The sequence below is a fragment of the Candidatus Saccharimonadia bacterium genome, assembly GCA_035544015.1.
GTDB lineage: Bacteria > Patescibacteriota > Saccharimonadia > UBA4664 > UBA4664 > UBA5169.
Genome location: DATKIP010000065.1, coordinates 1 through 13,249, shown reverse-complemented (window position 1 = coordinate 13,249; position 13,249 = coordinate 1). Strand labels below are relative to the sequence as shown.

Annotated in this window: 13 protein-coding genes; 1 reads left to right on the top strand and 12 read right to left on the bottom strand. The window is 61.8% G+C overall.

What is annotated here, in order from left to right; translation table 11 throughout:
* Window positions 1–18: 18 nt before the first annotated feature.
* Together VMT30_03455 and VMT30_03450 are read right to left on the bottom strand one after the other, a co-directional pair.
* Window positions 19–294: a hypothetical protein gene (locus VMT30_03455; GenBank protein ID HVQ43996.1), complete on the bottom strand. Its 276-nt coding sequence runs from the start codon at window positions 292–294 to the stop codon at window positions 19–21.
* Window positions 295–383: 89 nt separating this feature from the next.
* A complete protein-coding gene (locus VMT30_03450; protein ID HVQ43995.1) occupies window positions 384–698 on the bottom strand; it encodes a DUF2795 domain-containing protein in 315 nt (104 codons plus the stop codon).
* Between the two features lie 145 nt (window positions 699–843).
* Between VMT30_03450 and VMT30_03445 the strand changes: the two genes are divergently transcribed.
* The gene (locus VMT30_03445) at window positions 844–1,176 is read left to right on the top strand and encodes a hypothetical protein (GenBank protein ID HVQ43994.1); all 333 of its coding nucleotides are present in this window, start codon (window positions 844–846) and stop codon (window positions 1,174–1,176) included.
* A 19-nt stretch (window positions 1,177–1,195) separates the two neighbouring features.
* Here the strand turns inward: VMT30_03445 and uvrB are convergent, their stop codons facing one another.
* From uvrB to VMT30_03395, 10 genes are all read right to left on the bottom strand, one after another.
* Window positions 1,196–3,196: an excinuclease ABC subunit UvrB gene (gene uvrB, locus VMT30_03440; GenBank protein HVQ43993.1), complete on the bottom strand. Its 2,001-nt coding sequence runs from the start codon at window positions 3,194–3,196 to the stop codon at window positions 1,196–1,198.
* Window positions 3,197–3,317: 121 nt separating this feature from the next.
* Entirely contained in the window at window positions 3,318–3,857 is a 540-nt protein-coding gene (locus tag VMT30_03435) for a PH domain-containing protein (protein ID HVQ43992.1), read from the bottom strand.
* A 40-nt stretch (window positions 3,858–3,897) separates the two neighbouring features.
* Window positions 3,898–5,184: a cellulase family glycosylhydrolase gene (locus VMT30_03430; protein ID HVQ43991.1), complete on the bottom strand. Its 1,287-nt coding sequence runs from the start codon at window positions 5,182–5,184 to the stop codon at window positions 3,898–3,900.
* Window positions 5,185–5,293: 109 nt separating this feature from the next.
* The gene (locus VMT30_03425) at window positions 5,294–6,346 is read right to left on the bottom strand and encodes a CAP domain-containing protein (protein HVQ43990.1); all 1,053 of its coding nucleotides are present in this window, start codon (window positions 6,344–6,346) and stop codon (window positions 5,294–5,296) included.
* 112 nt (window positions 6,347–6,458) lie between these two features.
* Window positions 6,459–7,013, bottom strand: a complete 555-nt coding sequence (locus VMT30_03420) for a hypothetical protein (GenBank protein ID HVQ43989.1) — start codon at window positions 7,011–7,013, stop codon at window positions 6,459–6,461.
* A 27-nt stretch (window positions 7,014–7,040) separates the two neighbouring features.
* Window positions 7,041–8,786: a polysaccharide deacetylase family protein gene (locus VMT30_03415; GenBank protein ID HVQ43988.1), complete on the bottom strand. Its 1,746-nt coding sequence runs from the start codon at window positions 8,784–8,786 to the stop codon at window positions 7,041–7,043.
* A gap of 232 nt (window positions 8,787–9,018) precedes the next feature.
* On the bottom strand, window positions 9,019–9,189 hold the full coding sequence (locus tag VMT30_03410) for a hypothetical protein (protein HVQ43987.1): 171 nt from the start codon (window positions 9,187–9,189) through the stop codon (window positions 9,019–9,021).
* A gap of 24 nt (window positions 9,190–9,213) precedes the next feature.
* Entirely contained in the window at window positions 9,214–10,317 is a 1,104-nt protein-coding gene (locus tag VMT30_03405; GenBank protein HVQ43986.1) for a glycosyltransferase family 2 protein, read from the bottom strand.
* A 101-nt stretch (window positions 10,318–10,418) separates the two neighbouring features.
* A complete protein-coding gene (locus tag VMT30_03400) occupies window positions 10,419–11,801 on the bottom strand; it encodes a polysaccharide deacetylase family protein (GenBank protein ID HVQ43985.1) in 1,383 nt (460 codons plus the stop codon).
* Window positions 11,802–11,893: 92 nt separating this feature from the next.
* On the bottom strand, window positions 11,894–12,937 hold the full coding sequence (locus tag VMT30_03395) for a hypothetical protein (GenBank protein ID HVQ43984.1): 1,044 nt from the start codon (window positions 12,935–12,937) through the stop codon (window positions 11,894–11,896).
* Window positions 12,938–13,249: the final 312 nt, after the last annotated feature.

Here is a 13,249-nt window from a genome sequence, read left to right as displayed (position 1 = left end):
TTCGTCTCCTTTTGGTTATTATATGCGCAAGTTTAAATCGGACTGGGCGTCCCGTAGCGCGCTGGCAGCGCGGTCTTGCGCGGCAGCCAGATCGCGGGCCTGCGCCTCGGTGTCGTCGGCTTGGCGCTCTAGATCTCCGGCCAAGCTGATGGCGCGGTTGCCCTCATCGACGAGATTGTTGCCCTGCGTAGCCATGTCGCCGCCGCGGTCGATCATGGCCCGGCCGCTGGTGTCGGTTTCTTTGGCGCGATCGCGCAGGTCGCGCGCGGTGGCCTCTAAGGTGCTGGTGTCCATTGATTCATCCCTCCCCTTTTATGGTGAACGAGTATGGTAACCCCGCCGCCGAGCGCCGTCATTGTGCATATTGCCAATAAAACTAATCGCTATTTTATAATGTTGGAGATTTGCAAGGTGGCTTGGTCTTGGTTGGTCTCGTCAACGGGCGTTTCGCGGCCCGCGAGGTCAAGCTGGGGGCCGAGCGGTAATTCATTGGGCTTGACGGTGTGGTTGATGATTTCGCTGACGTCGTGAAAGGTGATGGGCAGGGCCTCGAAAAATGCGATGATTTCAGGCCGCGCGTGCTGCTTTCGCGCGTTCTGCGCCAGCTTGACGCCACTGACGGGATAATCATCTTGGCCATCGAGAAACGCGAATAAATCTTTGGGATTGAGTTTGGGTTCGTGATTTGGGTCGATCATGGCGCTCCTTCCTTACGCCGGCAATAATACTTCGAGGTGGAGTAACGGACGTTGGCGATAATTCTAGTTTTGTCTGCACTTCAGATTGGTCATTGGATAGTGCTTATGGTACATTGTGGTCAATTAGTTTATAAGGATATTTTTTATGGCAGAGCCAGGAAGTAACGGTCCTGAAGTGGGTTCGACTGATATGATGGACGGCGTTTCTGCTCCGCAGCCGGCGGCATCCGAAGCGGCGCCGACTCCCGATGCGGCGCCGCCAACGCCGGCGGTGCCGATTGCTCCCGATGCGGCGCGGGTCAGCGACGCGGAGGCGGCCGTCGCGGCGGCTGCGGCGTCAGCTCCACCGGCCCCGGCCGAGGCTGCGCCCGAAGCGAGCGTGGCACCGGCTGCTCCGGCGGTGGAAGCGGCCTCGCCGGCGGGCGAAGGTGGCGTGATGAATCGAATCAGGAGTTTTTTTGGCGGTGGGAACAAGTAGCCAGCTCCTGATTTGAGCGCTAGCGGCCTTTGGTAGTTTTGCGCGGAGCTTTTTTGGCAGCGCCCTTCAGTTCGTCGATTTGGTCGCGCAGGAGCGCGGCCTTTTCGAATTGGAGGTTTTCGGCGGCCATGGTCATTTGCGCCGTGAGGTCTTTGACGAGTTTGGAGCGCTCTTCTTTGGGGATCTCTTCGGGGCGAATGTCGCGGACGTCGGCGGTTTCGGCTTCCACCTGCGCCTGCATGCGCTCCCCCATCGCCTTTTGGATGCCCTCGGGGGTAATGCCGTGAGCGGTGTTGTAGGCTTCTTGGACTTTGCGCCGGGCGGTAGTGGTGTCGATGGCATACTTCATGGAGTCGGTGACGCGGTCGGCGTACATGATGACGCGGCCTTCCACGTGGCGGGCGGCGCGGCCGATAGTTTGGATGAGCGCCGCCTGGCCGCGGAGGAAGCCTTCTTTGTCGGCGTCGAGAATGGCTACGAGCGACACTTCGGGCAGGTCGAGGCCTTCGCGGAGGAGGTTGATGCCGACCACTACGTCGAAGACGCCGGCGCGCAGGTCTTGGAGGATGTCGATGCGGTCGAGGGTGTTGACCTCGCTGTGCAAATATTGGACTTTAACGCCGCTTTCTTGCAGGTACTCGGTGAGGTCTTCGGCCATGCGCTTGGTGAGGGTGGTGACGAGCACCCGCTGTTTTTTGGCCACGGTGGCGCGAATTTCGGCTACGAGGTCGTCGATTTGGTGATTGATGGGCCGCACGTCGATGAGCGGGTCGAGCAAGCCGGTGGGGCGGATGACTTGTTCCACCACCTGCGAGCTGTGGCTGAGCTCGAAGTCCGACGGGGTGGCCGACACGTACACCACCTGGTTGATGTGGCGTTCGAATTCGGGGTATTTGAGCGGGCGGTTGTCGAGCGCGCTGGGCAGGCGGAAGCCGTAATCCACGAGCGTTTCTTTGCGGGCGCGGTCGCCGTTGTACATGCCGCGGACTTGCGGGAGGGTGATGTGGGATTCGTCCACGAACATGAGCATGTCGTCCGGAAAGTAATCGAGGAGCGTGGCGGGTTGTTCGCCGGGTTCGCGGTTGGACAGGAAGCGGGAATAGTTTTCGATGCCCGGAACCATGCCGGTTTCGGCGAGCATCTCCATGTCGAATTTGGTGCGCTGCTTCAGGCGCTGAGCCTCGAGGTTTTTGCCGGCTGCTTCGAGCTGGAGCAGGCGCATGTCGAGCTCCTCGCCGATCTTTTGCACGGCCAGGCGAATCTGGTCTTGCGGCGCCACGTGGTGCTTGGCGGGGAAGATTTTGAGGTCTTGGCGATCGGAAATTACTTCGCCGGTAAGCGGATCGACCTGGCGAATGCGCTCGAGCTCGTCGCCGAAGAATTCGAGGCGGTAGGCGGTTTCTTCGCCAATGGGGTACACCTCCACGACATCGCCGCGCACGCGGAATTTGCCGCGGGTGAAATCGATGTCGTTGCGAGCATATTGGATGTCGGTGAGCTGACGCAGGAATTTGTCGCGCTTGCGGACCTCGCCGACGCGCAGATCGATGGTGAGGGTGGTGTAATCATTGACGTTGCCAAGGCCGTAAATGCAGCTTACCGAAGCCACAATCAGCACGTCGCGGCGCGTCAGCAGGCTCATGGTAGCGGCGTGGCGCAGGCGGTCGATTTCTTCGTTGATGCTGGAGTCTTTTTCGATGAACGTATCGGAGCGCGGAATGTAGGCCTCGGGCTGGTAATAATCATAATAACTCACAAAGTATTGCACGGCGCTGTCGGGGAAGAAGGTTTTGAACTCGCCGTAGAGCTGGGCGGCCAGGGTTTTGTTGTGGCTGAGCACGAGGGTGGGGCGCTGCAATTGCTGCACAATGTTGGCCATAGTGAAGGTCTTGCCCGAGCCGGTGACGCCGAGCAGGGTTTGCTCGCGGTCGCCACGCCCGAGGCCGGCCACGAGCTGCTCGATGGCCTTGGGTTGATCGCCGGCGGGCTGGTATTTGCTACTGAGGTGGAAGTTTGCCATGTTTTAGTATTGTACCGTAGTATCCGGCCGTCGGGGGCGGGGTTTTTGGGTAGTACCTTTTTGGGAGGTATTTTTCGGAAAGCGCCTCGGTAAAAAGCGCTTGGCGGGCCTAAGCGGTGGATTATTCGGCGTCCATCCCCTGAGCGTGGACGGCGCGCATGCTTTGCTCGTGTTTTTCGAGGGCTTCATCGGCTAGCTGCTGGGGATGGGGGGCGTTTTTAAAGATAAATTTTTCTTGCTCGCCGGCGGATTGGATTTGGACCTCGCCGAAGTCAAAGATGCTCTGCAAAAACCCCTGATGCATGCCGGTGACATCCTCGATCCGCCGCAGATTGAGCTGTGATACTCGGCGTTGAAAGAGCGCCAGCTGTTCGACTTGCACGATGTGCACATTGGTGAAAATGAGCAGATTGTGGCGGTAGACATCGACCGCGATGAGAAAAATTATCACCGCGATAATGGCCATAATGAGCACCAACAACAGCATGAGCTGTGGCGGAAACGGCGTAGCCGCCGGGTACCGACCCAACAGATACGCGAGCGCCGCTGCAGCCAGGGCTAGTACGACCGAGACAAGGATGGTGGGCAAAATATCGAAAATGCTGCGGCGGATGACGCGGATGACTTCTTCGCCGGCATCCAGGGTGAAGCCGTAGTCCATGGGGTTTCCTTGCTGATAGTGGCATTATACCCCGAGAGCGCTAGGTACCCCAATGCGAGAGGAGCAGGCTGAGGTCGAAGACATTCACTACGCCGTCGTGATTGAGGTCGCAGCTGGTGTCCGAGGTGCCCCACTTGGAGAGGAGGAGGGAGAGGTCGAAGATGTTGACCTGGCCATCGTGGTTGATGTCGCCGATCTTGGGTGTCGGGGTGGGTGTCGGGGTAGCGGTGGGGGTTGGCGTGGCGGTGGGTGTAGGTGTGGGCGTTGGGGTTGGAGTGGGGGTCGGCGTCGGAGTTGGGGTAGGTGTGGCGTAAAGCGTAGCCAGATAGCTCTGGATGGTGAAATAGCCCGGCTTAGGGCTGCCGTCGGCGTACAGCAAGCCGTAATTGGCGTTTTGGATGTCGCCGGCGTCGAGGATATCGCGGTCGGTGTACCAGAACATGTTGGTGACGTAGGGGTAATTGGTGATGGCGTATTGAATGGCGCGCTGGAAGTAGTCACCCTGTTCGGCTTCGGTGACTCCCAATTGATAGTTGGGCGTACTGCCGGTGTTGGCATGCGTCGACCAGCCAAACTCGGTAAACCAAACGTCTTTGGCGGCGTCGCCGTTTTGGACCATGATGTTGCGGATGACGGGCAGGTGGGTGTACCACCAGCGGTTGTTGTCGTCGGGATGCTCGGGAGCGGCATTGGCTAGCCCTTGGTACGGGTGGGTGGCGAGGACGTCGAAGTAATTTTTGCCACCGAGGGCGTAGAGTTGGCTGATCCAAACATCGTCGTTGCTGGAAGGCGCGCCCAAGATCACGAGGGCCGCGGGGTCGCCGGCTTTGACCTGGGGATAGGCGGCCTGAAGCAGCTGTACGTATTGGGCTTGCGTGCCTTTCCAAAATTGCTGGTTGGGATCGGGTTCGTTCCAGATCTCCCACGCACTCACCCGACCGCGCCAATGAGTCGCCACCCAACCCAGCGAATGGGCGTAATCGGCCGCGTTGGTGGGCGCGACGGCGGTGTCGGTGGAGCCGTTGGCCCACTGCGGGGCGCAGGTGTAGTCGGCGAGGATTTTGAGACCTTTGGAGCGGGCGTAATCGATAGCGGTGTCGAGCTTGGTGATGTACCAGGCGCTGATGGTACCGGGGCCGTCGGATTCGACCGTGCACCAGCCGATGTCGATGCGGGCCCAGCGCATGTGGGCGGCGACCATGCGGTCAACCGTGGCGCGGTTGTCGGCGTCGGAGTAATCGCTCCAGCCGGCGTGCCAGTTGAAGCCGACATCGGGAATGTTGGTGTTGGCCCGGCTGTGCTGCACGACCAGGATTCCGACTGCCACAAACACTAGGAGCAACGCGGCTAGCAGCATGAGTGAGGGGCGGCGAGAGGGACGAATGGTGTGGGATTTGAGCGCAGCGATTACAGTGGTCCCGGTTACGGTATTGCGGTTATCCTACAGTACCGAAGCCGGATACTGCAAGCGATATTATGGCCACGGCGAGGCTCGATACTTGCGCTGCTGCGAACAGGCGGTAGTGCAGACTGCTCCAGCGGCGGAGGCCCTTGCGCCACACGGTGAGGTGGGTGACCACGTAGACAATGAGGAGCACCAGGAGGAGCAGAAGCGTCACGAGCGTGCCAAAATTGAGCGTACGGACGATGGACAGCGGCTGGAAGAGGCTATATTGGCGCGGAGGTGGGGCGCTCGGCGTAATTTGCCCTGTGGCCACCACCGGCCGCAGCGTGGTCGTGGGTGCGGGGGTTGGGGTGGCCGTGGGGATCGGCGTGGCGGTGGGCGCCGGGGTGGCGGCCGCCGCTAACGGCGCCGGCTTGGGGGTGGCCTGGGGTGCGGGCGTGGCCGCAGCGACTGCCGAGCCGGCGGTGGCGCCATAATGCGCCACAATGAGCGTGGTTTGACCACCCACCAACGTACCATTTTGGACGGCAAATCCGACATCGGTGTAGTTGGGGTTGAGAATGTTGGCGCGGTGGCCGGGTGAATTCATCCAGCCCTGAATGGCGCCGGAGGTGGTGTCAAAATCTTTGGCGAGATTTTCGCCGGCATAGGTGTAGGCGTAGCCGGCCTGTTCAAACCAATGCCACGGCTGGATGCCGCTGGGCGAAACGTGGGCCCAATAATTTTCGGCGAACATGTTGCCGGCTTTGAGCCCAGCGGACTGGTTGAGCCGGGCATCGAGATGCAGCGCCGGCAGGCCGCCGGCGACTCGCTCCTGATTGGTTTGGTTGAACAAATCGACCGGCGTAATGGTGTCGGTGGCATACGCCAGCACGCGGCCGTGAGCGAGCCCGCCAGCGCCGGCCGGGCGCACCAGGTTGGCGGTGATTTGCACGCCGATGATAAGCAGCGCCACGACGGCCAAGCCGTGGAGGCGGATGAGGTGCGGCCGGTGGTCGTTGTGGGCGTGCGGCACAAACCAATGTTTGAGGTGCCGGCGCACGTGCCGATGTAGCGGGGTTTTTTGCTTACGCTTGGCGGTCATGGGGATATTGTAGCATTTGATGGGGTAGTGCGGCCTAAAGCGTCAATCCGCTGCGGCGGATTAAAACCTTGGGCCGGTGCGGCGCCCCGGGATCGGAGCGCCGCGGCCGGTTTCACTGGGCGGGGGCGTTGGCCGGAGCCGACAGCCGCTCGATGATGTGCAGACTGAGCTTCTGCGCCAGCACTAGGTTGTCATCCGGCTTGAGCCCGGCGAACACGACGGCGAAATGCAGCTCCGGGCCGGGCCGCTGCGCAAAGCACTCCACGCCTCGTGCCGACGATGTGTCAGGGATGAGGTTGAACAGGTTGTGCGACGCCATTGCCAGGTCGCGGCCTTGGGGCAGCCGGGTGGCCCCGCCGCTGATGGCGGCCAGGGTGTATGGCTGCACCGCGCGGATGGCATGCTCCAGTCCGGTGTTCAAGCATTCGCCGTCGATGGTGCAGGCATCAGGCCGGCCGCTTGGCGGCCAGATGTAGATGCCGCCCGTCATCAGCCCGATGTCGGCGTCGGGCACGACGGCCTGGGCCAGATTGGCCAGGTATGTCAGACTCGGGTCGAACCAGGTGATCGGCAAGCCGGTGGCCGGATTGAGCGCCCGTTCGTGCCGTGTGGATTCGGCCATAATTCCTCCCGTCGGGACGTGGTAGACAGTGAAACCGGACTGCACTATTTTATAACTTTTACTCCCTTTTGTCTAGTGGGCGATTTGGGGCGAAACTTCGGCGATGGCCTGCGCCATGGTGAGTACGGGCAGGTGAGAGGCCTTGAGCTTAGACATTTCGGCGTCGAAATCGGCGGGGGAGGTGTTGTACTCGCCGGCGGCCGGGTTGGTGCTCACCTGGTGAAACACGATGATAAGCCAGGTTTTGTCGCGGGCGGCCTGGTCGATCCAGCCCTGAAACTCGGCCGGGGTGGTGAGGTTGGTCATGTTTTGGACGCGCAGCCGGTAGAGATCGGTGTCGTCGGCCGAGTTGTAGCCTTCGTCGGTGGAGCGCTGCGAGCGGTAATACTTTTGGACGGCGGCCATGGTGGCGGCGTTATAGGTGCCGTACGGTGCGGCAAAGTCTTGGATGGGGCCGCCAAACTTATTCGTGAGCGTGGTTTGGCTGTTTTTGAGCTCCTTGGTGAGATCGGCGGCGCTGAGCGTAGTGAGATCGGGGTGGCTGACGGTGTGCGAACCGATCTGATTGCCGGCGGTCTTGAGCGCCTTGATTTGCGCCACGGTGAGGTAGTCGGGCTGGCTCGTGAGATAGCCGGAAATAATGTAGTACGTACCGGTGAGGCCATACTTTTTCATGACCGGCAGGCCGTTGGTGTATTGGCTGGTCCAGCCGTCGTCAAATGTGAGGGTAACAAGCCCACGCGAGAAGCCGGCCAGGGCGTGGGGCTGGAAGCTGAAGTCGTCGGTGGTGAGGGTACCGTTTTGGTACATCAGATGCATTACGGTAGCGCTCACGGCGCCGGCAGGCATGACGTAATACAGCCGCTCCTGGGTCCAGCCGCTCGATTGCGGCACGTCACCGAGATAGAAGTAGTGGGTACTGCCGTCCGCCATGGTGACGGCGATGTCGACCTCTGAGGCCACGGTAGCCTGGTACCAGTCGGTGAACAGATAGCGAGTGCCGGCAGTAACGGGCTGCGGTGCGTAGGCCCAGTTGGCTGTGCCGTCGACATAATTTTTGACCGTGAGGCCGAGGCTGTGGGTGCCGGTATGGCCCATGCCCAGGTAGCTAAACGTGCTGGTGCTGGTGCCCCATTTGCTCGCAGACCAACCCTGCGGCTGGCCGGCCACGGCCGTCTCAACGGAGGGGTTGGGGATGCCGGCGGCCGGAGGCGTGGGGGCGGGGGTTGGGCTCGGGGTGGGCACAGGCGTCGGAGTCGGAGTGGGCGTCGGCGAAGGCCCGGCCACGGCGCTGAGCGAGAAATTGTCGGTGGTAAGGGTGCCGTTGGCGGCCAAGACATGGAAGATGGTGACGTTTTTGGCGCCCTGGGGAGCGGTAAAGGTAGAGGTAGTCTGCCTCCAGGTGCTGCTGGTGGCCGGCGCGCTCAAATCCAGATACGAAACGTGACCGGCGCCGTCGTCGATCTGGGCGATGACGTTGGTGGCAACTGTCGATTGATAGTACTCGCTCGCCGTGTAAACGGTGCCGGGAGTGACGGCCACGGGCGCGAAGTACCATTTGGCGTCGCCGTCGGCGTAACCGGTAACGGTGAGGCTCAGGGCGTGCGCGCCGTCTTCGGCGCCGCTGGCGGTGTAGCTAAAGGTGGGCGTATTCGTCCCCCATTGGCCCTGGAGCCAGCCGGTGGGCGCGCCGGCCACGGCGGTTTCGGCCGAGGGGTTGGCGACGAGGTTGGCTTCGGCGGCCGCGGCGGGCACGAGCGGCGCGCCGAGGCCGAGCAGCATGACGATAGTACTAGCGATACGAGAGAAATGGTTCATGAATGGTTATGCCTTTCCGACACATTACAGTTGTTGGTTAAAAAATAGAATAAGTGCCCGGGGCAGGGTTGCCCCGGGGGATCCAGGCCGCGCGCGCGGGCCTGAATTCGCTAAACCGGTTCCGGCTAGCCCCCAAACAGGTGCAGCAAAAAACTGCCTGTAATGAGGACGTGCCAGAGTGCAAACGCTGCTAGTAAGGCAGCACCGGTCCAGCTGGCGACGCGCTTCATGATTAGCGCTTGCCGTACTTCGCGGCAGCCACGTAGATCAGCGCCCAAACGGCGAGACCAGTAGCAGCGGCCAGGGCGATTTCAACCGCGTTGTTCACACCCGTGAGAGGCAGAACGGCGGCCGTAGTCGCAGCACCCAACACTGGGGGAACAAGGTTTCCTTGTCCGTACATATGCGTATCCTTTGATTAGTTAATTTAAATTCCCGCGCCACTCATGATGCGGTATCGGCGCCCGGCGGTAGTCCAGCCCGGGCGAGCCGAGCGGAACTTACGCTGGACGACGATTTCGAACCAGGAGCGGAAATACAAGAAGAGGTTGACGAATCGGAGGATGTAAAACAACGGGAAAGCGCTCACCACGTCGGCGCGGCGGTTGACACCCGCTGACCACACGGTGAAGGCAAAGAAGATGATCATGTCGTTGATGAAGAGGAGCGCGAGGGGGCCGTAATTTTGGCCCCACCAAGCGATAATGGGCAAAACGACGAATTCGGCCATCATGGTGAGATTTTCGAGCAGCATGAAACCGAGGTAGGCGTCGATTTTGCGCGGGCGCAAGCCAACTTTGTGGCGTGTCATCACTTGCCAGGTGCCGCGGTACCAGCGCGCAACCTGCTTCCAATAGTCGCCAAAATCTTTGGGATCTTGAGTAAAGGCTTTGGCTTGGGGAATGTAGGCGATGCGGCCAAGGTTGCCGCGGTGGATTTGGAGCGTAAGGTCCATGTCTTCGGTGAGCGAGGATTGCGTGAAGTCGAGGCGCTCGATGATGTCGGTGCGGAAGATGCAGGTGGCGCCGGGGATGACGGGGATGACACCGAAGAAGCTCTGGATGCGCCGCATGATTTCGAGGCCGTAGGTGTATTCGTAGGTGCGGTATTTGGAGATCCAACCGCCTTTGAGGCTTTGGATGTGGCCCGTGGCGGCCACGTAGGATTCATCGAGGCGGTCGCGGATTTCCTGGAAGTACGTGGGGCCAAACACGCCGTCGGCGTCGGCCACGTGCACCCAGCGGTAGCGACGGACGATGTCGAAGTGGCGGATGCCGCTGGCGATAGCCATGGCCTTGCCGCCCTGCTCCTGGGCAAACACGTTGTACCACGGCAAATGCGACAGGGCGATGAGCACGGTGGTGTCGAGGGAGCCGTCGCTGACCACGAAGATATCTTGGGCTTCCATGCCGCCTGCTAGGGCTGAGCGCACGGTGGCGGCGATCACCACCTCTTCGTTGTGGGCAGGCAAAATCAGCGCCATTTTGCGTTGGGCGCGAGGGGTAGCGGGGTTGTGGTTGCTGGCTTCCATGTCATCAATCTAAAACAAGAGGGCCGCGGCCGAAGCCGTAGTACCCTCTTGTCATTGCATTTAATCGATCATTGTAGTCTAATATACTATTCTTGTCAAGCTTATGGTGTGGAGGCTTGCTGATGGACGGTCGTGTAGGCGTCGTGGACGGTTTTGACCGTGATGCCCGAGGCCTTGATGGCCTGCAAATCGGCCTCGAAATCGACTGGCCGGCGCGAGAAGGCGCCGCCGCTGGTGTCGACCTGATGGTACACCAGGATGAGCCAGGTGTGGTTGGCGACGGCGGTGGCGAGCCAGGCCTGGATTTGTGCGGGCGTGGTGCCTACCTGGATGTTTTGGACCTTCAGGCGGTAGGGGTCGAAGGTGTCGAGCGAGTTGTAGCCGGCCTCGGTGGAGCGAGAGGTTTGGTAGGCGGCTTTTTCGGCGATAAGGGTGTGGCCATTATTGGCGCCGTAGGGAGCGGCAAAGTCGGTGGTGGGCGCGTAGCATTTGCTCAGGCCCTGGCGCGAGGTTTGGAGCTGGCGCTTGAGCTCTTTGTCGCCCAGGGTGGTGAGATCGGGGTGGTCGATGGTGTGCGAAGCGATCTCGTGGCCTTGATCGAGGAATTTGTAAATCTGGCCTGGGCTCATATACGACTTGGGGGCGCCCAAATAGCCGGAAACGAGATATTGGGTGGAAACCATGCCGTAGCGAGTCATGAGCGGCAGCGCGTTGGCGTAGATGCTGCTCCAGCCGTCGTCGAAGGTGAGCGAGAGCAGCGGCTCGGCGAGGGGTGGGGCGGTGGCGGTTTGGAGGATGTGGGCGTCGGTTTCGAGCCAGCCGGCGCTGTCGAGCGGGTGCGAAAGGCGAATCTCGGCGGTGCCCACGGGCACGAAAAAGCGCTGGGTGTAGCTGGTCCATTGGTCGCTCGGCGGGGCGGAATCGAGCTTGAGGAACTGCTGCTTGCCGGCGGCGTCTTTGAGCATGAGTACCGCGGCGGTGGGCACATTGGAGCGGTAATAGTCTTGGTATTGGTAATAGCCGCCGGGGACGGCTGCGAGGTTGGGGCTAAGCCAGTTGGCGGTGCCGTCGGTAAACTGAGTGATGTCGACGCGCAGGCCGGTGGGCGAATTATAGCCGGCGACGGTGCTGAAGCGGCCGTCGTTCTTGCCGAAGACGCTCGTGCTCCAACCTTTGGGTGCGGTGGCGGTGCGGATTTCGGCGTCGCCGTTGGCAATGAGGTTGGCCGAGGTGAGGGCGATGGGGCGATAGGTGGCCTCGGCGGTTTGGCCCGACACGTTGGACGGCGCAGCCGAGGTGGTGGTGTGGGCGTCGGCCGCGAGCTCGCTGGCGGATTTGGCATGGGCGATGAAAGCGCCGGCCGAACAGCGGCTTTCGACGATGGCGCGAGCAAAATTAAAGCCGCTGCGGCCGGCAGTGTAGGAGCCGGCGCCAGCCAGGAGGGTAAGAATAAGAATGGTAACGGTGAGTTTGTTGAGCTTCATAATGATAGCGTTCCTGCGCGGGACCGGGTTGTAGCCCGGTCCCGCGCTGGCTCGAACGAGGGGTTGGCCCCGCCGGGTGGGCGGGGTGACGGTTAGGCGGCAGCGGTGAAGATGTCGCCCAGGTAGGTGCTGGTGCCGAGTCCGGCGGCCGTGGGGCCGAGGAGCTCGACGATGACGTGGTTGACACCGGCGTCACGGAAGGCCTTGATGTCGGTTCCGACGACCGTGGCCGCGGGGGCCGTGAGGTCGGTGAAGCCGAAGTTTCGGGCCGTGACCGGGTCGGCGCTCCAGGGGAAGCCCTGGACGATCGCGCCGGCCAGCTTGGTGGTGCCCACGACCGACGCCATGTCGGCGGCGGAGGGCTTGATCAGTTCGGTGCCGCCGTAGAGCGCCGAGCCGCCGTGCGGGAAGAACCCGCCCAGCAGGCCGTCGGTGCCGCGGAGGTATCCGGCCTCGGTCTCGCGGTTGCTGGACCGGCTGGCCTCGTGGTGCGCGTCGATTTCGACGTAGATCTTGGTGCCGGTGCCGACCACGCTGCGAATGAACGCGACCCGGGCGTTGATGCCCGCGATGCTGCCGTCCTTGGCGTGGTTGACGCTCGTGACGACGCTCGCCCACGGCTGGTTCACGAAGGTGCGCAGGTAGTCCCGCGCGGCCGACGTGGACAGCGCGTTGAGGTCGGAGTCGACCCGCACGAGCACCGGCAGGACGCACTTGGACTCGGTGAGGAGGTCCTGGAGCCCGGGGGCCCCGAGGGCGTCACCGGTGTAGTACGCGACCTGCCCGGCGAGGTTGTTCACCGCGACGAGCTGGTCGGCCGACGCCACCGTGGCGCCGAGCTTCCAGTTCGGGTCCAGCGCGACCGGAGTCGTGCAGGAGCCCGGCGTGGGCGACGATGCGGTGGTGGTGGGCGACGCCGACGGGGAGGCCGACGCGGTGGTGGCCGGCGGGCTCGTGTCCGCGGGTGCGGTCGTGGCCGAGGCGGTCGGGGACGCCACCGTGAGGGTCTGGCCGCCGTGGTCGGCGACGTTGTTGGTGGTGACGGCCTTGCCGGTGCCCGGGAAGTTACCGGTGATGGCCATGCCGACGGCCACCCCGAGGGCCAAGGCGAGCACGACGCCCAGGATGATGGCCAAACTGCCGCCGACAGAGCGGCGGGGACGCGGGGTCGGAATTCCGGGGGTTCCCATAGCAAACCTACCTAACTGTCAGTCCGGTTCGGCGCGGTTGCCGATGCGTACCGGATACTTTCTCGTACGAACTTTGTGACATTACCACATTACGCCACCAATGTCAATATACTAGACCTGACCCACCCTCACTTTTGACATAACCATCGTTTAGGCACAAAAATGACGGCAAAACGTTTCGGGAAGGAAACAAAAATGCCGTCACCAAAAATCATACCGTCCTGTGCCCGTATTATTCAACACCACATCATGCCCCAA